The organism is Streptomyces sp. WAC 06738, assembly GCF_003945505.1.
Taxonomy (GTDB): Bacteria; Actinomycetota; Actinomycetes; order Streptomycetales; family Streptomycetaceae; genus Streptomyces.
Window position 1 is genome coordinate 4,218,646 of sequence record NZ_CP029618.1, and the last position, 22,627, is coordinate 4,241,272.

A 22,627-nucleotide genomic window follows, 5' to 3' on the forward strand; every position below is an offset into this window, starting at 1 on the left:
CGGTACCTACGGTGACGCGTGTGCGGTCTCCGACACCCTCCCCGTATGCAGGCCGGCAAGCGCCCAACGCGCCCGCCGCGCCCGCCCTCCTCCGCGCCGCCCGCGCCCGCTGCACCGCCGCCTGGCGCGCCGGCCGCTACCTGCTGCCCACCCTCGCCACCGCCGCGGCGACCCTCGCCGCCGCGCCGCTGCTCTGCGTTCCGTCGCGTACGCAGCGCTGGGCGGAGCGGCACCGGCGGCGCGCCGGGGCGCTGCTGGGGCAGCCGGTCGAGCCGCACCCCCGCGCCGCCGTCCGCAACCTGCGGTGGCTCGTGATCCAGGCCGGCACGGGCCTGGCGGCGGGCGGCCTCGCCCTGCTCCTCCTCGGCACGCTCGCCCTCACCCCGGTGATCACCCTGCTGTGGTGGGCCTTTCCCTCGCCGCCGTGGCTTCCCCTGATGAGCGTCCACCTCACCGACTGGGACACCGCGCTGCCGCACGGCCTGATGAACGCCGCGGGCCTGTCGGCCCTCGCCGCCGCCGCCCTCCCGCCGCTCGCCCGCGCGCACGCCCGCTGCTGCCTCGCGGCCCTGGCGCCCTCGCCCGCGGAGCACCTGGTCGAGCGCGTCACGGAGCTGACCCGGACCCGTACGGACGTACTCCAGGCGCACAGCGCCGAACTCCGCCGCATCGAACGGGACCTGCACGACGGCACCCAGGCGCGGCTCGTGGCCATCGCGATGCGGCTCGCCGTGGCGGGGGATCGCTTCGCGGCCGACCCCGCCGGGGCCGCCGTGCTGGTGCGGCAGGCGCACGCCGAGACCGAGGACGCGATGACCGAACTGCGCTCCGTCATCCGCACCATCTACCCGCCGGTGCTGGCCGACCAGGGACTACCCGGCGCGCTCAGCACCCTGACCACCCGGGCCGGGGTGCCGACGCGCGTCGACGTCGGCCCGCTCGGCGAGGTCCCGGCGGCGGTCGAGGCCGTCGCGTACTTCGCCGTCACCGAGGCGCTGGCGAACGTCGCCCGGCACAGCGGCGCCGCCCGCGCGTCGGTACGGGTCACCCGCGAAGGAGCGCTGCTGCGTACGGTGATCGCCGACGACGGGACCGGCGGAGCGGAGGCCGCCCCGGGTTCCGGCCTCGACGGCATGCGCCGCCGGGCCGCCGCCCTGGACGGCTCCCTGGGGATCAGCAGCCCGCCGGGCGGGCCGACCGTCGTCACCGTGGAGCTGCCGTGCGCGTAGTGATCGCCGAGGACAACGTCCTGCTCTCGTCCGGGCTGGAACTCCTCCTCGACTCCCAGGGCTTCGAGGTCGCCGCCGTCGCGGCCGACGCCCGCGGCTTCCTCGCCGCCGTCGCCACCCACCGCCCGGACGTCACCATCGTGGACGTACGCCTGCCCCCGACGTTCCGCGACGAGGGCATCCGGGCCGCGGTACGGGCCCGCCGCGACCACCCGGCGCTGCCCGTCCTGGTCCTGTCGCAGTACGTGGAGCAGGACTACGCGGGCCGCCTCCTCGCCGACACCCGCGGCGGCATCGGGTACCTGCTCAAGGACCGCGTCAGCCGCGTCGCGGAGTTCACCGACGCGCTGCGCCGGGTGGCGGGCGGCGGCACGGCCATGGACCCGGAGGTCGTCGCCCAGCTTCTCGCCGCCCGCGGCGACCCCGTCGACGCGCTCACGGCGCGGGAGCGCGAGGTGCTCGCGCTCATGGCCGAGGGCCACGACAACGCGACCATCGCCCGGCGGCTCGTCATCACCGGCAACGCCGTGCACAAGCACATCGGCAACGTCTTCCTCAAGCTCGGCCTGGCCCCCGGCGACAGCGGCCACCGCCGCGTCCGCGCCGTCCTGGCCCACCTGCGCCGGCAACGGGCCCTGGACGGGCACCGGGCTACGCCCGAAACGTGACCCGGCAGGCCCGGGAGGCCGCCCCGGCGGCTACCGGCCCTCAGCCGGACGCGGCCGTCGGACCGCGGCCGTCGGACCGCGCCCGTCGGACCGCGCCCGCCGGACCACGCCCGCCGGACCGCGGGGGCGGGTTACTCCTCCTCGTCCTCGAAGGCGTCGCCGATCTCGTCGACGACCTCCGCGGCGACCATCCCGCCCACGACGCCCGCCGCGAGGCCGCCCGCCGCCGCGACGGCGACCGTGCCCATTCCCGGGCCGCGGCGGCCGTGGTCCTCCCCGTGGTGGTGTCCCCCGTGGCCGTACGAGCCCGGCGGGGCGCCGCGGTGCTCCGCCAACTGCTTCACCCAGGAGTCCACCAGGGCGGTCCAGTCGGCCTGCGCGACGTCGTGGTGGCTCACCGTGAAGCGCGCGAGCGCGTCGTGGCCCGCGGAGAACATCCCGCCGCGCTTGTCGGCCTCCAGGACGACCTCCATGCCCCCGGGCGAGGCGAGGAACGTCACCTCGACCTCCTGCATCGCGTGCGCGAACTGCGGGCCGGGAGCCAGCTCGATCTCCTGGTAGAAGGGGAGCTGCTGGCCGGTGCCGGGGATGTGGCCGAGTTCGAGGTCGGCGGAGGTGAAGGCGAAGCCGAGTTGTCCGAAAGCCTCCAGGACCGCTTCCTGCACCGGCAGCGGGCGGACCGCCAGCGGGTCCAGGTCGCCGGCGTCACGGGCGCCGGCCACGGCCAGTTCCGTACGGACGCCAAGAGGGAGACCGAGGGACTGGCCGTGCAACTCGGTGATCGGCGTCTCCCACGGCAGGACCAGGGAGAACGGCACCTCGTGGGCCTCCTCCTCGCCGAGGCGGAAGGCGCCGCCGACCGGGAAGCGGCCGAAGGACACCGTGCCCTCGTGCTCGCCGTCGTCGCCTTCGGCCTCGACGCGGGCGACGAGCTCCAGGGTGATCTGCTCGATGTCGGCCGCGGCGCTGCCGCCGCGCAGCAGCACCCGGCCGCCCAGGGTGCCGCCGGGCAGCACCGCACCGCCCTCCAGGACCGTGTCCACGCTGGGCGCGCCCACGCCGATCGCGCCGAGCAGTCGCTTGAACACCATGCGGTAGTCGTCTCCTTCGTCGTCTGTGCGAATGAGGTGGCGGGCGAGGGGATCGCCGCTCGGATTTACTATCCCTTTACTCTGGTGTCCGCGACATCGGCATTCGGCCAGATCCACTCGATCCGACGACTCGCACGGAGCAGGGCGACGGGCGGCCGGCAGCGGTCGACCGGTGACCGGTGACCGGCGGCCGGCGGCGAACTACCAAGGAGCAGCGGTCCCCCCATGGGCGAACCTCCCGAACAGGGCCACTTCCATCCCCGCGTGCCCGCGGCCGGACCCGTCCCGGGCGGTGACCGATGAGCGCCTGGTTCGCCCTGGCCGCGGTGGTCGTCCTCACCCTGGGCACGGGGTACTTCGTGGCCCAGGAGTTCGCCTACGTCGCCGCCGACCGGCTGGCGCTGGCCCGGGAGGCCGAGGCCGGCGACAAGCGCGCCGTCCGGGCCGTCGCGGTGCTGGGGCGGCTGTCGTTCATGCTGTCCGGCGCCCAACTGGGCATCACCGTCACCGGCCTCGTCGTCGGCTTCCTCGCCGAACCTGCCATGTCCGAGCTGCTGGAGCCGGTGCTGACCGCCCTCGGCGTACCCGGCGGCGCCGTGTCCGGGATCTCCGTGGCGCTCGCGTTCGTGCTGGCCACCGTGGTGCAGATGGTCATCGGGGAACTCGCCCCGAAGAACCTCGCGCTCGCCGTCCCCAACCGGCTCGCCAAGGCGCTCGGCGCCTCCACGCTGGCGTACCTGAAGGTGGCGCAGCCGGTGGTACGGATCTTCGACGGCGCCGCGAACCGGCTGCTGCGCCGCGTCGGCATCGAGCCCGTCGAGGAGCTGCACCACGGCGCGTCCCTGGAGGAGCTGAGCCATCTCATCGGCGAGTCCCACGAGCACGGGCACCTGCCGCGCGAGCACGCCGAACTGCTGGACCACGCGCTGGGCTTCTCCGAGCGCACGCTGGCGGCGGCGATGGTGCCGGCGGCCGACGTGGCGTACGTGGCGGCCCGCGCCCCGGCGCGCGAGGCGGTCCGGCTCATCGCGGGCCGCGGGCACTCCGCGTACCCCGTCATCGGGGACCACCGCGACGACGTCGTCGGCGTCCTCGGCGTCGACGAGCTGATGGCGCTGCCGGCCGACCGCCTCGACCGTACGACGGCCGGGGAGGCCGCCCGGCGCCCGCTGCTGCTGCCGGAGACCCTGCCGCTGCCGGACGCGGTGGCGCGTATGCAGGAGCGGCACGAGGAGTTCGCCGTGGTGCTCGACGAGCACGGCGGTCTGGCCGGGATCGCCACCTTCGAGGACATCGCGGAGGAACTCGTGGGGGAGATCGTGGACGAGTCCGACGACCGCACCCCCGTCGCCGTCGCGGACGGCACCGGCTGGCTGGTCGAGGCGGGCCGCCGGCTGGACGAGATCGAGCAGGCGACGGGCGTCGCCCTGCCGGAGGAGGCGGACTACGACACGGCCGCCGGGCTGATCGTCGACCGCCTCGGCCGCTTCCCCGACGTCGGCGACCGCGTCACCGTGGAGCTGCCGGACGGCGGCCGGGCGGAGTTGGAGGTACTGGCGCTGGAACGGCACGTGCCCGAGCGCGTACGGCTGGAACACCGGCCCGCGGCCCCCGCCGCCGGCGAGGCGAAGGGGGCGGACGCATGAGCCTGCCCGTCGCCCTCCTCGTGACCGTGCTGCTGCTGATCGGCAGCGGGTTCTTCGTCGCCGCAGAGTTCGCGCTCGTGGCCGCCAAGCGGCACCGGGTGGAGCAGGCCGTCGCCGACGGGCGGCGCGGCGCCAGGTCCGCGCTCGCCGGGATGCGCGAGCTGTCGCTGATGCTGGCGGGCGCCCAGCTCGGCATCACCGTCTGCACCCTCGGCCTCGGCTCGGTCTCCAAGCCCGCGATCTCCCACGCCGTCGACCCGCTGCTGGAGGACCTGGGCCTGCCCGGCGGGCTGAGCTACGGGATCGCCTTCGCGCTCGCGATGGTCGTCGTGGTGTTCCTGCACATGGTCGTCGGCGAGATGGCGCCCAAGTCCTGGGCCATCGCCCACCCCGAGAGCTCCGCCATGCTGCTCGCCCCGGCGTTCCGCGGGGTCGTCATGCTCGTACGGCCGCCGCTCTGGGTGCTCAACAAGGTCAGCAACGGGCTGGTGCGCCTCTGCCGCGTCACGCCGCGCGAGGAGCTGACCTCCGTCCACAACCGGGAGCAACTCACCCACCTGGTCGCCGAGTCCGGGCGCCTCGGCCTCATCGACTCCGCCGACTCCCGGCTCCTGACGCGCTCGCTGACCGAGCCGGACACGCTCGTCGGGGACCTCCAGACACCGGCCGCGCGGATCGTCTACGTCGACGGGGGCGCCGGCCCGGAGGCCGTCCTGGCGACGGCGAGCGCCGCGGGCCGCACCCGGCTGCTCGTACGCGACGACGCCGGCGGCGTCCTGGGCGTCGTCCACGCCCGCGCCGCCCTCGTCGCGCGGGAGGGCGACCGGGACGTGACGGCCGCGGAGCTGGCCCGCCCCGTACCGGAAGTCGCCGCCTCGGACACGGCCGCCACCGCGCTGACCCGCATGCGCCGCGACCGTGCGCCGCTCGCCCTCGTCCGCGACGGCTCCGGCGAGCTGACCGGCCTGCTCACCCTCGACGACATCCTCGCCCGCCTGCTTCACGCGCAACCGGCGTGAGTGCGGGGCCGGGCCGGATGTGTGTCGCGATATAGCGCTAGTCTGGTGGGCGCCGATGCCCGCGTCACGCGCGCACGCGCGACCGGACCAGGACGGACCAGGACGGAAACATGTCGGGAGAGATCTCGCCCACCGGGAAGCACTCCGCCCCCGGCTCGCCGGGTTCGCCGGGCTCGCAGCCCGAATTGCGCGCCTCGCACGCCGACCGGGACCGGGTGGTGGACGTGCTGCGGATCGCCGCGGGGGAGGGCCTGCTCACCGCGGATGAGCTGGACCAGCGCGTGGAGGCGGCCCTGTCGGCCCGTACCCGCAGCGAACTGGCCGTGCTCACCGCCGATCTGCCGCCCGTGTCGGCCGGTGCCGGTGCGGCAGGGGCCGAGGTGAAGGACCTGGTCAGGATCGAGCAGATCCACAGCGGCGCGATCGAGCGCGTGGGGCGCTGGGTGGTGCCGCGCAGGCTGGAACTCGCGGTGACGTACTGCGAGGTGACCCTCGACTTCACCGACGCGGTGATCACGCAGGACACCCTGCGGATCGACGTGGCCATGATGGGGAAGAACCTGACGCTGGTCACCGGCCCCGGCATCGTGGTCGACACCGACGGCCTGCAGTTGGTGCACAGCAAGGTCGTGTTCCGCGAACCGCCCGCGGATCCCGCTGTGCCGGTGAGGCTGCGGGTGGAGCTGTACGGGCAGAAGGCCCACGGCCGCGTCGTCGTACGGCCGCGGCGGCGGACGTTCGGACAGTGGCTGCTGCGCAGGTAGTGCTCCCGTGAGCCGGGCGGTGCGCTCCGGCAAGCGGGGTAACGGTGGCGGGTCTGGCCGCCCGGCGCTCCCTAACCTGACGTCCCGGCGCGAGTCCTTCGCGCCCGACGGACAGAAAGCGAGCCCTCCGGTGAAACTTCCGACGCAGTGCACGGCCTGGCTCACCGCGGCGGCCGCGCTCCTGGCGATGGCCGCCACCGCCCCGGCCGGCGCGGACGACGCATGGCTGAAGGTCGGCACCGATGCGCACGGCGGCGTGAGCGGCGCCGCGTACGAGGGCCGTACGGACGCGGGGACGGACGTCCTGGTCGTCCACGACAACAAGCGGTCCGGGCAGCCGCGTCTCTCCCGGATCACCCACGGCGAGGGCTCCGCGGCGGTCACCCCGCTCGTCTGGGACGGAGCGGAACCCTCCGACCTGGAGGCCATCGAGGCCGTCCCCGGAGCGCCGGGAGAGTTCCTGGCGCTCGCCGGCCGCGGCATCGTCTACCGCCTGAAAGTCACCGGCGCCATGGCGACGGTCGTCGACTACGCCCCGCTGCCGGCCATCGGCGAGGGCGACGACTTCGAGAGCTTCGCGCTCGTCGCGCAGAACGGCAACCTCGCGGCCCTCTGGGCGGACCGCGGCGCGGGCGCGGGCCGCCCGGCGACGGTCTACGCGGCGCCTTTGACCTTCGCCTCCTGGGGCCAGCCGTTGTTCGGCACGGTGACCCGCCGGGACTACCGGGCGACGTACCCGACCGGTGACGGGACCCGCTACATCTCCGACATCTCGGTGACCGACTCCGGCCGGATCCTGGCGAGTTCGGCGGCGGACGCGGGCGACGACGGCCCGTTCGACTCCGCGGTGAGCAACGCGGGCAGCGTCACGGTCACGCCGGCCGGCCGCGTACGGCTCATGATGGCGGCGTCCCCGGCCGTGCTGGAGACGCACCCGGGCTACAAGATCGAGGCGGTCGAATGCCTCCCCGGCACCACGGACGCCTTCCTGGGCACGGACGACGAGAACCACGGCGGCTACGTACGGACGACGCCGCTCTGCGCGGCCTGAGGCGGGGCTGCGGGACTGCGGGGCTGCGGGGCTTCCGGGTCTTCCGGGGCGGCGATCGGCTACGGCTTGCGGGCCACGCCGCGGTGGATCGCCGCCGGCTCCGGCCGCCGCAACGGGGTCGAACGACGGCGCGATACCCCTGCCGTTCAGGCCAGACGGCCGAAGGCGGCGTCGACGGCCGCGGCCAGTCGCGCCGGGTCGTTCCCCGAAGCCGTACGCCCCGCGTAGAAGCACGCCAACCCGATCTCGGCGGCGAGCGCGGCGGTCTCCCGTTCGGCGCCCTTCTCCCGCAGCAACTCGGTCAGCCCCTCGACGTACCGGCGCTGCTTGGTGAGGCTGCGGGCGCGGAGTTCGGCGTGCCGGGCGACGAGCTGCTCGTGGCGGGTGTACGCCTCGGGCTCCTCGGTCAGCCGCTCCATGAAGGCCACGACGATGGTGCGCACATGGGCCAGCGCCGCGGGCAGGGAGTCACCGATCGGGGCGTCGACGGGCGCCCGCGCGGCCTCCGCGATCACCGTGTCGATCTGCTCGTCGCTCCCGAAGACGACCTCCTGCTTGTCGCCGAAGTGCCGGAAGAACGTGGCCCGTCCGACCTCCGCGTGCCGGGCGATGTCGGCGACGGTGACGTGGTCGAAGCCGCGCTCGGCGAACAGCTCGTGGGCCGCCTTGATGATCGCCTCACGAGCACGCCGCTGCTTCCGCGCGCGCAGCGAGCCGGCGGGGAGGTCCTGCTGTTCCATGCGGTCACCTTAGTGAGGCCGCGCCGGATGGCTTACGATACTGAGTATCAGTCGATACGCAGTCTCAAAACCGTCCACTGAGGAGCGACCCATGCGGGCACGAACCATCTGGCTGCCGGCGGCGGGAGTGGCAGCACTGATCGCAGCCGCCGCCGTCACCGTCACCGGCACCGCCAACGCCGGGCCGGCGACCGGAACGAAGGGCCAGACGTACGAGTTCATCCGGGCCCTGGAGCGCAAGGACCTCGAAACCGTCTCCGAGCTGACGCACCGGGAGGCCACACTGACGCTGCCCCTGTCGTTGACGGGAAAGAGGGAGGACGCCGCCCGCTTCACGGGGAAGGAACAGGTCCTGGGCTACGTCCAGGGCGTGTTCACGACCATGGGCGAGATCGACTTCACCGGCGTCCGGGTGAGCACGACCACCGACGGCACGACCTCGTTCGTCCAGGCCGCCGGCAACTTCACCACGGCAGACGGCCGCCCGTACGAGAACGACTACATCTTCCGCTACGACTGGAAGAACGGCCGCCTGGTCCACATAGAGGAGTACGGAAACCCGGTGACGTTCTGCAACGTCATAGGCAGCCCCGCCTGCTGAAGCCCTTTCGCGGGGGGGCGTCGAGACCGGATCCGGGGTCACTTGGGCGACCGCTCAGCGTGGGGCACGTGGGCTGCCTGCATGGATCCGGCACGGTGTGTACCTTCGGCCCATGAACCTCTCCGCGGTCGAGGCTCGTGATCGCTTCATCGGCTCCCCCGTTGCGCGGCTGGCTACGGCCGACAGGGCAGGTGTGCCGCACGTCGTACCCATCACCTTCGCCGTCGACGGGGACGTGATCGTCTTCGCCGTCGATCACAAGCCGAAGCGCACGACCGACCTGCGCCGGCTGCGCAACATCGCGGAGAACCCCGCCGTGTCGGTCATCGCCGATCACTACGCCGACGACTGGGCATCCTTGTGGTGGGCCCGCGCCGACGGCCGGGCTGAGATCCGGGAAGACGACGCCGGCCGCCTGCCGGCCGTCGATCTGCTGCAACAGAAGTACCGTCAGTACGAGGAAGCACCCCCACCGGGCGCGGTGGTCGCCATCCACGTCGTGACCTGGACCGGGTGGGCTTTCACCGACAACACGAAAGGCCCAACTCGCTGACCTGGGTCTTCGGCACCAGTGCGGAGCGGAGTGCCGCCGGCCGCGTCGTCCTGCGGCAGCGTCGCCGGCTGTCGAAGAAGCCCGAGACTTGGCGCTACACCTGGGACGCCGACAGCCGCCTCACCCACACCGTCACCCCCGACGGCACCACCTGGCGCTACCGTTACGACGGCTTCGGCCGCCGCGTGGCAAAGGAGCGCCTCGACAGCACCGGCGCGGCGGTGGAACGCACCGACTTCACCTCGGACGGATCGACCCTCGTCGAACAGGCGACCACGCGCGGCGAGTCCGTGGATCTGGCGGCAGAGGTCCACGCTCTGGGGACTGCCTCTCGCGATGAGCGGTGACACCGACGAGATGCCGCTGCGCTTCCCCGGCCAGTACGCGGACGCCGAAACCGGCTGGCATTACAACGTCCTCCGCCACTACGACCCGGCCACCGCTACACCACCCTCGACCCGCTGGGCTTGACCCCCCGCCCCCAACCCGTACACCTACCCGCACAACCCCACCACCTGGACCGACCCACTGGGTCTGGCCGCGCACAGCCCGCCGGCCGGCAACGGAGGGAAGGGCCGGAAGAAGGGGCTGCGACCGGACCCCAACGCGACCGGACCACACACGACGTTCCGGCGCGACGCCTCAACCGGGCGCGTGGTTCACTACGCAGAGTGGGCTCCCTAGTCCAATCCCAAGAACCCCGCGCCGTGGGAGATGGTGAAACGTGCCGACATGCAGGGCCAGCCACACTTCGACAAGAAGACAGGGCAGGTCATCCCCACACCTCACATCAACCTCCCGGACGTCTCTGCCCGGCCGGCCGAACCCTGGGAGATAACCCCCGGTGGAAACCCGTGATCTGCTCAGCGCACTGAGCGCCTGGTATGCAGACCAGTGCGACGGTGACTGGGAGCACGAGTTCGGGGTGAAGATCGAGACTTTGGACAACCCCGGATGGCTCATCCAGGTCGATCTGCCCGGCACGAGCAAGGACGGTGTCACCCTTGCGCCTGATGTGGAGGAAGGCACCGACGGCTCGTGGCTGCACAGATCCGCGGACGGCCGCATCCTGCGGGTCGCATGCGGCCCCAAGGACCTGGAAAGAGCCGTCCGCGCGACCCTGGATTTCCTCTCACCCTGAGCACCACGGTCTTGCGTTGCCCTCCGCGTGACCGACGACCGGACCGTCCGAGGCCAGCGGAGGTCGAAGGAGCAGGTTTGGGCGGGAACTGCTCTGGGGTGAGAGAGCGGGAAGCCTCCGGGCGCTATCAGACGCGGTACTCCGGGCCGGATGGCATCGATGGGCTGCGCCCTACACCTTCGCGACCGCCCGCGAGGCAGACGACTGACTTGCCGAAGGCACGGGATGGGGTTGACCCGCGCTCACGGTGCTTGGTCAGGGCGAGGTGTGCCGATGGCTGCTGGCGGGGATTGCGTGGATGAACGTCGCCGGGTGGGTGGCCGGACGTACGGCCTTGGACGTGGTGAACGGCCTCGCTCCCTCTCCGCCGGACGAGCCTGCCGCGCTGCCGTGTGGAGCGCCTCAGTGCAGCGCTCCGCCTACTCGGTGGGCTCCCAAGACCGCACGTGCTTGCTCAGATCAGACGCCGTGGACGTACTGTCAGAGCGGGCGCTTACAGTCCCTCCATGGATGACAGCTCAGAGAAGCTGACCAGGGCTCAGCGCTCAGCCCGCCCCGGTGGCACGCACCGCACCGCCTCTGCCGATGGGCAGACAACCGATCCGGAACCGAAGGGCATTGCCCTGTACCACGACATGCGGGTGGAAGAGGACTTCGGCAAGTGTGCCACCCGCCTATTCTCAATCCTCAAGAAGGCCGCAAGCACGACGCCGGGTTCCCCGCGCCATCTATATCTTGATATCCAAGGACACCGAAACTCCGCCGGCGGCTACGACGCCGACTCCCTGGAGATCATGCGAGATTATCTGCTGGGATTCCTCGGCCCGTATCTCACGGAGATCAGTACACCGCTCTATCAGGTGAGTAATCCTGAGCCGCAACGTGAGGACATCCCTGACCTCGTGTCCGTACGAGACCCCGATCGTGCGCACAGCTATGACCACCGCGACCTGCCTGTACGTAGTCGGGACAGCCACCCCGACCAGCGCCGGTCCAGGCCCTCGGTCCAGGCCATCGCCAACTACCTCGGTCTCGTGGAGCCGATCTGCCTGATCTGCTGGCAGTCACCAGTGGAAAGGGCCCATGTGGTCCCAGTGGCACTCGGCGGTTCCAACGATGTGCGCAACTTCGCCCTCCTGTGCCCACGTCACCATCGTGAAGCGCCCGACGTCGCTGACGCTGAGGCGTTCTGGTCCTGGGTCGACTACGCCTCTGAACGCGACGGTCACATGAAGTGGGCAGGCGTGGAACCCGAGATGCTGGCACAGGTGGAACGCGTCGGAATCCGCATCGAGACATCCGGTCCCGTGCGGAAAAGCCGGCACCATTTCGACCGAGTCCGCGATGAGCTTGTGCGTCACTATGGCTGGTGCCCGGACGATTTCGTCGGCGGTCCTCACTGGGGAGCGCTGATGGAAGAGTTCCACACGGTGATGGATAAGGCAACCAGCAGACACTTCAACGTCGCCAAGAAGGCGTCCACAGAGGCATGGGCATTCGAAGTGGCTCGCAAGCGTCTCAAGGACAGGGCCGCCGCACTCGAATCTTCCGATGACCTGGCGGCGACGTCGAGTCGTTCGTCGGTTGAACTGGCCGAACGAACGGTGCGCAAGTCACCCAACAGCGATGGCGCGCGGAGCCTGGTTGAGGGCGCACGCCGGGCGGACATCGCCATCGCGGCGGCGGCGCTAGTGCGCGACATCATCGGGTCGACGGGCGCCTCCAGCGCCGAGGAGGTACTGCGGGGCATCAGGGAGGAGGCGGCGGACCGCACCGCGCAATTCGACCGGCTCGCCGATGAGCTGATGGAGCACACGACCTGCCGGCACTGCGGAAATGCCATTGCCCGGATCGGGGACGCTCCCTGGCGCCATTCCGCTGCGGCGCCCATGTCCCGCGGCTGCCGCGCCGCCAGCTTTGATCGAGACGGGACTTGGGACGATTCCCTCGACCGAGCGTGGAAGGCAAGCCCACTGAAGACATACCTGTGAGCAGACAACACAAAAGGCACGGGTCGCTGACCTGGGCCTTCTGACTGGAGCAGGCGACGGGAATCGAACCCGCGCTCTGAGCTTGGGAATCCCGAGGATTTGGACGACTTGCGTGCGTCTGACCTGCGGCGACGCAGGAAGCGGGTCCACCGGAGCACGCGATCAGTGACCCTTGTTGCCTCTGTTTCACCGCGGTGTAGGGCACGCGAGTGGCACGGCGGGTAGGGAGGTGGCCGGCCAACCTGGGCCACGGAGCCGGCGCCCCCGTGGTGTGGCTCTGCTCGGCGCGGGCCCGCGGCTTGGGGAACTGGTCGAGTGATCCTTGCGCCGGGTGCCGGACGGCGGTGTACCGACGTGAATGCCACCAGAACAGCAACCCCCGGTCACGCGATATCTGTCCCAGGTCACGGGCGAGGGCGGCCGGAAGCCGTGGGCCTGACGAGGCCGGCGGGCCGGGGTCACGTCGGGATCGGGATCCCCGACGGCGACGTGCGTACGGTGTCGTTCGCCTCCACGTTGCGGGGGCGCATTCCTGTGGTCCCTTTCTCGCGGACGTCGGCCTTTGCCCGGCGGGGCGAGAGAATGAGATGAACGCCTGTTCTGGAGCCACTTCGTGCCGCGTCAGCCGGTCGTCGCGGCCTGCTAAGGCGGCTGGGCATCGTAGTTGGCCACGCCCCCGATGAAAGTTTCGGCGGCCATCGCCCAGGAGCCGTCCGCGATCATCTGGTCGATCGCCGCGTCGATGTCGTCGCGCAGCTCCGTCTCGCCCTTGGGCACCCCGACGCCGTAGAAGTGCTCGGCGCTGAGTTCCAGTCCGGCCAGCCGGTAGTCACTGGGGTTCCCACTCTGGGTGGCGTATCCGACGAGGAGGGAGTCGTCGGTGGTCAGGGCATCGACCTCGCCTCTGTCCAGGGCGGTGAGGCATTCCGCGTAGGAACTGCGCTCCGTGAGGTCCGCGCCCGGTGCCCCTCCCTCCTTCACGACCTGCGCGGAGGTGGAGCCGGTGACCGAGCACAGCTTCATGCCGTTGAGGTCCGTCACATCCCGGACCCGTTCGTCGGCGCGCATCAGCAGGTCCTGGCGGGCGGAGAGGTAAGGGCCGGCGAAGTCGACCTCTTCTTTCCGCGCGTCGGTGATCTGATAGCTCGCGACGACGAAGTCGACCTCGCCGCGCACAAGGGCGTCCGTACGTTCGGCGGCGGAGACTTCCCGCCACGTGATGTCCTCGACCTCGACGCCGAGTTCGCCGGCAAGGTACCTGGCGACGTCGACCTCGAATCCGGCGTGATTCCCGTCCCGGTCGCAGTAGCTCATGGTCGACTGGTCGGGCATGATGCCGATCGTCAGACTCTTCCGCCCCCTACCGCCACCGGAGCCGGACCCGGCCGGGGAGGAGTCAGTGGCACACTCGGTCGGCGAGTCGCCCGCTGTCGCGCCGTCACCGCCCGACGGCAGCAGCCATACCGTTGTCGCCACCGCGAGCGTTCCGACGGCCAGGGCGGCAGCGGTCATCAACGAGCCCCGGCGTCGCGGTGGCGCCGGGAGCGCCGGCGGCACCGGGAGCGCTGGCGGCGCCGCGCCGGTCAGCCGCCGGTACGCCGGTAACTCCGCCAGCGCGTACGTCACGCCGCATCGCCGGACGATATCCAGCGGGTCGGGCCGCCGCGCCGGGTCCCGGGCGGCGCACTGCCGGATGAGCCCGGCCAGCCCGGCTTCCACCCCGTCGACATCGATCTCGCCGTGCACCACCCGGTAGCTCACGGCCGGCCACTCCCCGCAGCCGTACGGCGGCCGGCCGGTCGCGGCGGCGGCCATCGTCGCGCCGAGCGCGAACACATCCGCCGCCGGACCCGTCTCGCCGCCCAGCAGCACCTCGGGCGCGGTATAACCAGGGGTCCCCGGCACCTGCCCCGTGCGGGTGAGCTGCGTGTGCTCCGCCGCCCGGGCGATACCGAAGTCGATCAACTGCGGCCCTCCCGGGGCCAGGATGACGTTGTGCGGCTTCACGTCCCGGTGCACCACCCCGTGGCCGTGCACCGCCGCCAGCGCCTCCGCCAGCGCCGCGAACAGCCCCGTGCACAGGGCGGGTTCGAGGGACGTACCGCGTGATGCCTCCAGCAGCGTCGGGCCCGGCACGAACTCCGTCGCCAGCCAATACGGCGGCACGTCCAGGGAAGCGCCGACGAGACGAGCGGTGTACGGGCTGCGCACCGCCCGCACCGTCGCCACCTCGCGCCGGAACCGGACCAGGACATCGGCATCCTCCGCGAAATCCTCGCGGATCACCTTGATCGCCACCTTCATCCCACCCGGCGACCGTCCCAGATACACCCGCCCCATGCCGCCGCTACCCAGCCTGGCCAGCAGCCTGAACTCGCCCAGACGCTTGGGATCCTGGCTCCTCAAATTCTCCACGCCCACCACTCTTGCAGAGCGGCGTGCACGAGGGAGAGCAGAAGCTCGGCAGGGGTACGACGAAGATCCATCGGGCACGAAACGGGCACGCGGAGGGGCAAGACGTATAGACAACACGGAGCGCTGGTATGTCTCTGGCCTGCGACGACGTGTGGGTATCGGGTGGCGACAGGGCACGCTCGGTGTCCGTTGCAGACCCGTCTTGTCCACGGTGTGCGGCACGCGAGTGGCGACGGACCAGTCGAGTCCGCGCAGGCGCAGCGGCACCACGATCCGGCCGTTCTCGGTGAACTGGTCCACCCAGGCGCGGGCGAGATCGGCAGCCTCGCTGAACCTGCTCGTCATCACGGTAGGCGGCGGCAGTACGGAGCCGCCGACCCGACCGCGTGCGTCAAGGCCCAACGCACCCTTGCTCCGTGCGGGGGTTGGAGGTCCGGGTGGGGCACACCGCTGTCCTACGGCGTGCGGACTTCGCCGTCCGGCCGCGGGATGAGGTCCAGCGCCGGGGAGTGCTCGATCTCGTGCTCCGCCGAGTCGATGATGGCCAGGACTGCGGCGGCCGCCTCCGCGCCGTCGCCGCGCCCGATCGCCTCGGCGACTGCGAGGTGGCGAGGGAGGGATGCCTCCAGCGCGCCGGGGGTCTCGCTGCTGATCGCGAAACTGTGCTGGAGGGCGACGTCCAGGGCGCGGCCCAGTGAGCCGAAGAGCCGATTGCCGCTGGCGTCGAGCAGGGCGCGGTGGAAGGCGGCGTCGGCCTCGACGTAGCCGGCGTGCTCCGGGCGGCGGGCGGCTGCCGCCATCCGCTCGTGCGCGTCGAGCAGAGCGCGCACGTCTGCGGGCAGCCGACGGGCGGCGGCCAGCCGGGCCGCGGCCGGCTCCACGGTGCGGCGCAGCTCGACGGTCTCCCGCAGCAGCCGCAGCGGCCCGTACTCCTGCTGCCAGCGCAGTACGTCCGCGTCCAGGTGGTTCCACCCCTCGGGCGGCAGCACCCTGGTGCCCGTACGCGGCCTGATGCCCAGCATCCCCTTGCCCGCAACCGACTTGACCGCCTCGCGCAGCACCCCGCGGCTCACCCCGAGCTCGGCGGCGAGCTCCTCCTCGACCGGCAGCGAGTCCCCGGGCGCGGCCTCACCCGAGACGATCCGGCGCACCAACTCGTCGACGGCCCACTCGTGCATCGTCCGATGTCTGCGCACAAATGTTCCTCCCGCCCCCTCGACGGCAATCATCGAATGATTTAACTTTTCCCGTCAACTGCCCACGCGAGAGCCGTCCTCAACGAAGAGAGAGCTCGGCATGACGCATGCTGACGAGCACGTGACCCCACCGCGCAGCAGCCCATTCCCCCTGCGGACCCAGAACCTCCCGGCCCCCGAGGTCCGCGAGCTCCCCGCCCCGCCGAAGAGGGTGTGGCCGATCATCGGCCCCGGCGTGGTGGCGGCCGGAGTCGGACTCTCCTCCGGGGAGTTCATCCTCTGGCCTTACATCGCCTCGCAGGCCGGCCTGGTGTTCCTCTGGGGCGCCGTGGTCGGCGTGCTGACCCAGTGGTTCATCAACATGGAGGTCGAGCGGTACACGCTCGCCACCGGCGAGACCGCCGTCTCCGGCTTCAACCGTTACTGGAAGCACTGGGGCGCGGTGATGGTGGTCTTCACTTACGCCGCCAACCTCTGGCCCGGCTGGGCGACCAGCTCCGCGACCATGCTCAGCTACGTCTTCGGCGGCGACCCGGCGATCATCGGCATATGCCTGCTGGCCGCGATCGGGGCGATGCTGACCCTGGCTCCCGTGGTCTACAACGCCCTGGAGAAGCTGCTCTTCTTCAAGCTGGCCGTCGTCGCCGTCTTCTTCGTCCTGGCCGTCGTGCTCGCCGTGGAGGCATCGAGCTGGGGCGACCTGCCCGACGGCGTCACGCACATCGGCCAGTTCCCCACCGAACTGGGCGTCGCGGTGCTCATGGGCGCCATCGCCTACGCCGGCGCCGGCGGCGGACAGAACCTCTGCCAGTCGAACTGGATCCGCGACAAGGGCTTTGGCATGGGCCGCTACGTGCCACGCCTGGTCAGCCCGATCACCGGCAAGGAGGAGGCGGCCTCAACCACCGAGGCACCCGCGGGCTACGTCTTCGACCCGGCCGACCACGAGAACATGTCCCGCTGGCGGCGCTGGTGGCGGCTGGCCAACCTTGAGCAGGGCATGACGTTCGTGCTGGTCACCATCGTGACCATCACGTTGACCTCGCTGCTCTCGCACTCCACGGTCTTCGGCATGGAAGGGCTGGCCAACGACGTCAGCTTCGTGGAGGCCGAGGGCGAGGAGCTGAAGTCCGCCGTCGGCGGCTGGTTCGGCACGACGTTCTGGCTGATCGGCGCCTTCTCGCTCTTCACCGCGGCGACCGGCATCGTGGACTACACCTCGCGGATGGCCGCCGACATCCTCAAGTCGACCTACCTGCGCCGGCACCCGGTCTCCGAGAGCAGGCTGTACTTCTGGCTGGTGTGGGGCGTCGTCGCCGTCGGCGCGCTGATCCTGCTCGTCGGCTTCGACCAGCCGCTGGTACTGCTCGTCATCTCCGCCTGCGTCTCCGGCCTGATGATGTTCGTGTACTCCATCCTGCTGCTCGTCCTCAACCGCAAGTCCCTGCCCCCGCCCCTGAAGATCCGCAACTACCGGGTTGCGGCGCTGATCTGGGCGGTGCTCCTCTACGGCACGCTCGCCGCCCTCACCATCCGCCAGCAGTACATCGACAACTTCTGAGGAGCGATCCACGTGACTGACGCCAGCGTCGGCAGCAAAGCCCGCTCCGACCGCCGCAGCCAGGCATGGTTCGGCGCGGCGGGCCGTGGCGGCATGATCTACCGTTCCTGGATGCGCAACCAGGGCTTCGGCCACGAGGTCTTCGACGGCCGCCCGGTGATCGGCATAGCCGTCAGCGCCTCCGAGCTGGCGCCGTGCAACGCCCATCTGGACCGCGTCGCCGAGGCCGTCAAACGCGGCGTCTGGCAGGCCGGCGGCCTACCGCTCGCCTTCCCGACCATGGCCACCGGCGAGACCCTGATGCGCCCCACCGCCATGCTCTTCCGCAACCTGATGGCGATGGAGGTCGAGGAGCTCATCCGGGCCAACCCGCTCGACGGCGTGGTGCTGCTGAGCGGCTGCGACAAGACCACGCCCGCGATGCTGATGGGCGCCGCCAGCGTCGACCTGCCGGCGGTGATGGTCACCGGCGGTCCGATGCTCAACGGCAAGTACCGGGGCCGGGACGTCGGCTCGGGCACCGCGGTCTGGCAGTTCGAGGAGGAGCTGAAGACCGGCCGGATGACCCAGGAGGAGTGCTTCTTCGCCGAGGGCTGCATGGCCCGCTCCAATGGCCACTGCATGACGATGGGCACCGCCTCCACCATGGCCTGCATGGCCGAGTCGCTGGGCATGCAGCTACCCGGCTCGGCCACCTGGCCCGCGGTCGACGCCCGCCGGTTCGAGACCGCGCAGAGCGCCGGTAAGCGCATCGTGGAGATGGTCGATGAGGACCTGCGGCCCTCGAAGGTCATGACCCGGGAGGCATTCGAGAACGCCATCCGCACCAACGCCGCCATCGGCGGCTCCACCAACGCCATCATCCACCTGGCCGCGATCGCCGGCCGCCTGGGCGTCGAGCTGAGCGTCGACGACTTCGACCGGCTCACGCGCGAGGTCCCGACCCTGGTGAACCTGCAGCCCTCGGGTGCGTACCTGATGGAGGACTTCTGCTACGCGGGCGGGCTGCCGGCCGTCCACCGCGAGCTGGTCACCGGCGGCCTGCTGCACGCCCAGCAGATCACCGTGACCGGCCGGTCCATCGCCGCGAACACCGAGGGCGCCGAGCGAGTCGGCGACGACGTGATCACCCCCCTGGCCACGCCCTTCCAGGACGCCGGCACCGGCACCGCCGTCCTGCGCGGCAACCTCGCCCCGAACGGCGCGGTGCTCAAGCAGTCTGCGGCCACCCCCGAGCTGCTCCAGCACCGGGGCCGGGCGCTGGTCTTCGACTCGCCCGAGGCGTACCACGAGGTCTGCGACGACCCGGAGCTGGACGTCACCGCCGACGACATCCTTGTCATCCGCGGCGCCGGCCCCAAGGGCTACCCCGGCATGCCCGAGGTCTCCAACGTGCCGCTGCCGACCAAGCTGCTCAAGGCCGGTGTCACGGACATGGTCCGCATCTGCGACGGCCGGATGAGCGGCACCGGCTACGGCACCGTGGTGCTCCACGTCGCCCCGGAGGCCGCCGTCGGCGGCCCGCTGGCACTGGTCCGCACCGGCGACGAGATCGAACTCGACGTCGCCGGGCGCCGGCTGAGCCTGGAGGTCTCCGACGAGGAGCTGGCCGAGCGGCGCGCGGCCTGGACGGCACCGGAGCCCAGGCACACCTCCGGCTACGCCTGGCTCTACACCGAGTTCGTCACCCAGGCCGACGAAGGCGCCGACCTCACCTTCCTGCGCGGCCCCCGCGGCCACGCCATACCGCGCGACTCGCACTGAGCGGCGGTAGCCGGCGTTGTCCGCGTAGCCTCCCTCCGACTCCAGCCGCGCGGTCCGTCGTCCTCGGTGAGGAGGTTGTTGTGCGCGCGGAAGTCGTCGACCCACCTTCGCAGACCGCGTGGACCGCCGGGCCGATGGCCGGTGCCCTTCCCCTAGCCGCGTCAGCGTGAGATCGCGCATGGACTCGACTCCCGCGTTCGCGCGGAGCGTGAGAGCGATGAGCAAGGTCCCGACGACGGGCCTTCTGGTGCGCATCTGGTGCGGAGTCCATGAACCGGTCTAGACAACAAAGAACCCCCGGGCTGCTGGCCTGGGGGTTTGTCGTGGAGCGGGCGACGGGAATCGAACCCGCGCTCTGAGCTTGGGAATCATGGATAGATCGTGCCGGATCAGCCTGCTGACCTGGGCCGATGAATGCCGGAAGAGGGCGAGGCGACCCAATCCTGCAGCCGCTGTTGACTGCGGCTTACCGCTCGTACTGGCACGGATCTGGCACGGGGCCCGGCAGGCGCGACGGCAGAGCCCCGTGCCATGCCCGGCTTACCCCTTCGGGGGGTACGGGTCGTTACCGGGGGAGATGGTGCGCTGGTCCCGGATCTGACCATCCCGGCCGTGGACGCGGAGTTCGCCGCCCCCGCCGTTCCGAAGGATCTCCGACCCCCGCTCGATGGCTTCCGCCTGGGTGCCGGCGGTGGCGCTTGCGCGCTGAGCGCCCGGGGCGGTGACGGCCCACGTGCCGTCGTCCCGCTGCACCACATCCCGGCTGTTCGCCTGACCGGACATTCATCCTCACTCTCTGAGGCGAACGCACCGGCATACGCGCACTTGGACTTGGCCAGGTCTCGCTATAGGGTCCCAGGGCGGTACCAACGCAGTGGGCCCCATGTCGGTGCACTCGACCTCAAGTCGAGCCCCAACATGGGGCCTTCTTGAATCGAACACCAAAATTAGAGCACGCCTGACGGACCGACAGCAACCCTTACCCCCTACATCTTGTGGCAGGCGGCGCCGATGAACCCCACATGTAGTGGCGCGAGTTGGTAATCGACGTAAACGACCCAGTCTATCCGGTACCACTGACCCTTGGGCGGCGGCTGACCTACGGCGGGGAAGCACCTGACACTGCCTGGCTCCATGTCGGTAGCCCTGTGGTACTCCGTGGCTCCCCGCCCGATCGGGCACGCATCGGGCACGTCATGCCGTCTGACCTGGTAGCGCGGTGGCCGATCTCTGACATGCCACGCCTCAGCTGGCCGGGAACAGCGATGGGCTTGTTCGTCGCAGGCCCGTACCTGGGTCCGTCTGGCCTCTAGAGCGATCGCGTATCCGTCAGTACGTTGTGGCTCTCCGTAAGGGAGATGAGGCAGTAACGGAGGGGGCTTGTGGGGGTCGCTGATAGCTGGCAGCAGGAGCAGGTCAGCTTGGCCTACGTCGCGGCGCTAGCTACCCGGGGCGGATACACCTTGGGTAAATGGGAAGTCGACAAGGATGGCGTAGACTTATCGGTCAAGCGTTCGGATGGGCTGGTGTTTGAGTTGCAGATGAAGTGCACCTACGCCCCGAAGATAAACGCAGACGGGACTGCATACTCGTACGACCTGGACGTTCCTACCTATGACAAGTTACGGATCGAGACGCGAACGTCTGTCGGATTTCTCGGGCTCGTTATAGTTCCTCGTGATATCGAGGAATGGATGATTCATGACGAGCAGGAATTAAAAATGCGATGCTCGGGGTACTGGGCGAAGGTGCAAGACTTGCCGCCAGTTGAGAATGCTAGTACGAAAGTAATTCATCTCCCGGTAGAGCAGAGGATTGACCTGGCGGGTTTTGAAGTGATGTTTTCTTACGCCATGGATCGCCTGGTCAATGGTGCGCAGGCGGTGGCTCGGGCATGAGTAATATGCGGGTTCTGTTTGAAGATGCGACCAGCTACCTATCACGCGCTGATTGGCAACCAGTAGTCCACGGTCCATTAGCCGAAATCTGGCAGGCGTCGTCGCCGGCGTCTGAACGAATCATGGTGCCGAAGATCGAGTCTGCCCCCGATTACCCTCAGATGTTGCGAAATCTAACCACTGAATTGGCGCGCATCGAGCGGAGAAGTCCGGACGAGATTCACGAAGATATGGCTCGCCAGTTCTTCGATATCACCAAACTGCGAGCCTCTGCTGACAGTTCACTAGACCACACAATTCCGCTGCATGCCGGTATTGAACTCTTTGAGTCTGCAAAGCGGTTAGTGGTTGCTTCTGCGGCCTCAACTTTGATGCGACAGGGAAACTTCGGTCGCAATATCCCGAAGCGGGCTCTTAATCATGCGAAGCACGTCAGGTTAGGGCACACGATGGAGGGATCATATGTCGTCCCGGTAATCAGCGAAGTGCGGGTTCCGGATGTCTACGCCGACAACGAAGGTCCTGGAGTACTGCCGGAGTTGGACCTAAAGGTTGAAGCTGCTCGGTTTGATCGTAGGGTGACAACTACGATGGCTCGTGCACTGGAGGTCTTAGGAGAGATCTCGGTGAACCGAGATCGCACTCCGAGTTCGGCAGAGGTGCACGATGCGGTCTCCGAAGGTGTTTCGCGAGAATTGTGCGATGCAGTGGCAAGGGTGCTGAGCACAGGGCAAGTTGACAGCTACGACGTCAATTTCCAGTGGGCTCCTGCCATCGTCCCTCCTCGGCTTCTTACCAGTCAGGTCGACTTTCCAAAGGAGTCAGTGCGGATTGTCGAAGACATCGCGGATACTTTGAAATCTGCAGAACGTGTACAGGAGCAGGTGATATTCGGGATCATTACGAACTGTGCAGCACCGCCGCACGAGGGATTCGGGAGGGTCACAGTCCAAGCAGCTATTGACGGAAAAGTAAGGACGGTGAAATTTGACCTGAACTGGCAGGCGTTCGGACAGGCCTCCAAATTCATGACTGAACGGCGTCCTGTATTCGTACGAGGCGTTCTGCATATGCCGACTGGGCGTCAAGCGACGATGGAAGTGAGCGCCTTCGGGCCTGATCCGTCCACCATGACACTGGATGACGCTCTCGAAGGTGATAATACGCTTGGTGGGCCCGATGTAATTCCCCCACAACGGGGGGAGGGTGCATAGCTCCACTGCGTCCAACGGAGGCCAGTTCGTACTGCAAATATCCCATGCGTAGGCATAAGAAGAGGCGATGCGCTCAGCCCGCCAC

19 protein-coding genes and 1 pseudogene are annotated in these 22,627 nt (G+C 69.8%); 15 read left to right on the forward strand and 5 right to left on the reverse strand.

The window, feature by feature from the left end; genetic code table 11:
• The first annotated feature begins 20 nt into the window (after window positions 1–20).
• The gene (locus tag DMB38_RS18295) at window positions 21–1,229 is read left to right on the forward strand and encodes a histidine kinase (protein WP_240662357.1); all 1,209 of its coding nucleotides are present in this window, start codon (window positions 21–23) and stop codon (window positions 1,227–1,229) included.
• A complete protein-coding gene (locus tag DMB38_RS18300; RefSeq protein WP_125936092.1) occupies window positions 1,220–1,897 on the forward strand; it encodes a response regulator transcription factor in 678 nt (225 codons plus the stop codon). The genes DMB38_RS18295 and DMB38_RS18300 overlap by 10 nt, the downstream gene beginning before the upstream one ends.
• Before the next feature lie 131 nt (window positions 1,898–2,028).
• On the opposite strand, the gene DMB38_RS18305 is transcribed toward DMB38_RS18300, so the two are convergent.
• On the reverse strand, window positions 2,029–2,988 hold the full coding sequence (locus DMB38_RS18305) for a sporulation protein (RefSeq protein ID WP_125936093.1): 960 nt from the start codon (window positions 2,986–2,988) through the stop codon (window positions 2,029–2,031).
• 299 nt (window positions 2,989–3,287) lie between these two features.
• Between DMB38_RS18305 and DMB38_RS18310 the strand changes: the two genes are divergently transcribed.
• The 4 genes from DMB38_RS18310 (at window position 3,288) to DMB38_RS18325 (ending at window position 7,468) form a co-directional block, all read left to right on the forward strand.
• Entirely contained in the window at window positions 3,288–4,634 is a 1,347-nt protein-coding gene (locus DMB38_RS18310; RefSeq protein ID WP_125936094.1) for a hemolysin family protein, read from the forward strand.
• Window positions 4,631–5,653 (forward strand): hemolysin family protein, encoded by a 1,023-nt coding sequence (locus DMB38_RS18315; protein WP_125936095.1) that lies wholly within the window; start codon window positions 4,631–4,633, stop codon window positions 5,651–5,653. Before DMB38_RS18310 ends, DMB38_RS18315 begins: the two co-directional genes overlap by 4 nt.
• 110 nt (window positions 5,654–5,763) lie before the next feature.
• Window positions 5,764–6,417, forward strand: a complete 654-nt coding sequence (locus DMB38_RS18320) for a DUF1707 domain-containing protein (protein ID WP_125936096.1) — start codon at window positions 5,764–5,766, stop codon at window positions 6,415–6,417.
• Window positions 6,418–6,547: 130 nt separating this feature from the next.
• Window positions 6,548–7,468, forward strand: coding sequence for a hypothetical protein (locus DMB38_RS18325; RefSeq protein WP_125936097.1), 921 nt, complete (start codon window positions 6,548–6,550; stop codon window positions 7,466–7,468).
• A gap of 146 nt (window positions 7,469–7,614) precedes the next feature.
• Here DMB38_RS18325 and DMB38_RS18330 read toward each other — a convergent pair whose 3' ends face one another.
• Complete coding sequence (locus DMB38_RS18330) at window positions 7,615–8,208, reverse strand: TetR family transcriptional regulator (RefSeq protein WP_125936098.1); 594 nt, start codon at window positions 8,206–8,208, stop codon at window positions 7,615–7,617.
• A 91-nt stretch (window positions 8,209–8,299) separates the two neighbouring features.
• Between DMB38_RS18330 and DMB38_RS18335 the strand changes: the two genes are divergently transcribed.
• From DMB38_RS18335 to DMB38_RS36445, 5 genes and pseudogenes are all read left to right on the forward strand, one after another.
• A complete protein-coding gene (locus DMB38_RS18335) occupies window positions 8,300–8,809 on the forward strand; it encodes a nuclear transport factor 2 family protein (protein ID WP_125936099.1) in 510 nt (169 codons plus the stop codon).
• A 112-nt stretch (window positions 8,810–8,921) separates the two neighbouring features.
• On the forward strand, window positions 8,922–9,362 hold the full coding sequence (locus DMB38_RS18340; protein ID WP_125936100.1) for a TIGR03668 family PPOX class F420-dependent oxidoreductase: 441 nt from the start codon (window positions 8,922–8,924) through the stop codon (window positions 9,360–9,362).
• 32 nt (window positions 9,363–9,394) lie between these two features.
• Window positions 9,395–9,902: pseudogene (locus DMB38_RS18345) on the forward strand (RHS repeat-associated core domain-containing protein); the annotation flags it as partial.
• Window positions 9,903–10,206: 304 nt separating this feature from the next.
• Window positions 10,207–10,503, forward strand: coding sequence for an Imm53 family immunity protein (locus tag DMB38_RS18350; protein ID WP_125936101.1), 297 nt, complete (start codon window positions 10,207–10,209; stop codon window positions 10,501–10,503).
• Between the two features lie 506 nt (window positions 10,504–11,009).
• Window positions 11,010–12,494 carry an HNH endonuclease gene (locus tag DMB38_RS36445; RefSeq protein ID WP_206337708.1) on the forward strand — a complete coding sequence of 495 codons (1,485 nt, stop codon included), beginning with the start codon at window positions 11,010–11,012 and terminating at the stop codon, window positions 12,492–12,494.
• Window positions 12,495–13,136: 642 nt separating this feature from the next.
• Here DMB38_RS36445 and DMB38_RS18360 read toward each other — a convergent pair.
• Both DMB38_RS18360 and DMB38_RS18365 read right to left on the reverse strand, forming a co-directional pair.
• Window positions 13,137–14,909 carry a serine/threonine-protein kinase gene (locus DMB38_RS18360; RefSeq protein WP_125936102.1) on the reverse strand — a complete coding sequence of 591 codons (1,773 nt, stop codon included), beginning with the start codon at window positions 14,907–14,909 and terminating at the stop codon, window positions 13,137–13,139.
• Between the two features lie 455 nt (window positions 14,910–15,364).
• The gene (locus DMB38_RS18365) at window positions 15,365–16,087 is read right to left on the reverse strand and encodes an FCD domain-containing protein (RefSeq protein WP_240662719.1); all 723 of its coding nucleotides are present in this window, start codon (window positions 16,085–16,087) and stop codon (window positions 15,365–15,367) included.
• 118 nt (window positions 16,088–16,205) lie between these two features.
• Between DMB38_RS18365 and DMB38_RS18370 the strand changes: the two genes are divergently transcribed.
• Window positions 16,206–17,666 carry an Nramp family divalent metal transporter gene (locus DMB38_RS18370; RefSeq protein ID WP_125936104.1) on the forward strand — a complete coding sequence of 487 codons (1,461 nt, stop codon included), beginning with the start codon at window positions 16,206–16,208 and terminating at the stop codon, window positions 17,664–17,666.
• Between the two features lie 12 nt (window positions 17,667–17,678).
• Entirely contained in the window at window positions 17,679–19,430 is a 1,752-nt protein-coding gene (locus DMB38_RS18375; protein WP_125936105.1) for an IlvD/Edd family dehydratase, read from the forward strand.
• A 540-nt stretch (window positions 19,431–19,970) separates the two neighbouring features.
• Here DMB38_RS18375 and DMB38_RS18380 read toward each other — a convergent pair.
• Window positions 19,971–20,213 carry a DUF2188 domain-containing protein gene (locus tag DMB38_RS18380; protein ID WP_125936106.1) on the reverse strand — a complete coding sequence of 81 codons (243 nt, stop codon included), beginning with the start codon at window positions 20,211–20,213 and terminating at the stop codon, window positions 19,971–19,973.
• Window positions 20,214–20,812: 599 nt separating this feature from the next.
• Here DMB38_RS18380 and DMB38_RS18385 point away from each other — a divergent pair.
• The gene (locus tag DMB38_RS18385; RefSeq protein WP_125936107.1) at window positions 20,813–21,328 is read left to right on the forward strand and encodes a DUF4365 domain-containing protein; all 516 of its coding nucleotides are present in this window, start codon (window positions 20,813–20,815) and stop codon (window positions 21,326–21,328) included.
• Window positions 21,325–22,542 (forward strand): hypothetical protein, encoded by a 1,218-nt coding sequence (locus DMB38_RS18390; protein ID WP_125936108.1) that lies wholly within the window; start codon window positions 21,325–21,327, stop codon window positions 22,540–22,542. Before DMB38_RS18385 ends, DMB38_RS18390 begins: the two co-directional genes overlap by 4 nt.
• The last annotated feature ends 85 nt before the right edge of the window (window positions 22,543–22,627 follow it).

Excerpts from the sequence above, each read along its gene's own strand:
- DMB38_RS18305 (WP_125936093.1), bottom strand. The coding sequence starts at position 2,988 with ATGGTGTTCAAGCGACTGCTCGGCGCGATCGGCGTGGGCGCGCCCAGC.
- DMB38_RS18310 (WP_125936094.1), top strand. The coding sequence starts at position 3,288 with ATGAGCGCCTGGTTCGCCCTGGCCGCGGTGGTCGTCCTCACCCTGGGC.
- DMB38_RS18315 (WP_125936095.1), top strand. The coding sequence starts at position 4,631 with ATGAGCCTGCCCGTCGCCCTCCTCGTGACCGTGCTGCTGCTGATCGGC.
- DMB38_RS18320 (WP_125936096.1), top strand. The coding sequence starts at position 5,764 with ATGTCGGGAGAGATCTCGCCCACCGGGAAGCACTCCGCCCCCGGCTCG.
- DMB38_RS18330 (WP_125936098.1), bottom strand. The coding sequence starts at position 8,208 with ATGGAACAGCAGGACCTCCCCGCCGGCTCGCTGCGCGCGCGGAAGCAG.
- DMB38_RS18335 (WP_125936099.1), top strand. The coding sequence starts at position 8,300 with ATGCGGGCACGAACCATCTGGCTGCCGGCGGCGGGAGTGGCAGCACTG.
- DMB38_RS18340 (WP_125936100.1), top strand. The coding sequence starts at position 8,922 with ATGAACCTCTCCGCGGTCGAGGCTCGTGATCGCTTCATCGGCTCCCCC.
- DMB38_RS36445 (WP_206337708.1), top strand. The coding sequence starts at position 11,010 with ATGGATGACAGCTCAGAGAAGCTGACCAGGGCTCAGCGCTCAGCCCGC.
- DMB38_RS18365 (WP_240662719.1), bottom strand. The coding sequence starts at position 16,087 with ATGCACGAGTGGGCCGTCGACGAGTTGGTGCGCCGGATCGTCTCGGGT.
- DMB38_RS18370 (WP_125936104.1), top strand. The coding sequence starts at position 16,206 with ATGACGCATGCTGACGAGCACGTGACCCCACCGCGCAGCAGCCCATTC.
- DMB38_RS18380 (WP_125936106.1), bottom strand. The coding sequence starts at position 20,213 with ATGTCCGGTCAGGCGAACAGCCGGGATGTGGTGCAGCGGGACGACGGC.
- DMB38_RS18390 (WP_125936108.1), top strand. The coding sequence starts at position 21,325 with ATGAGTAATATGCGGGTTCTGTTTGAAGATGCGACCAGCTACCTATCA.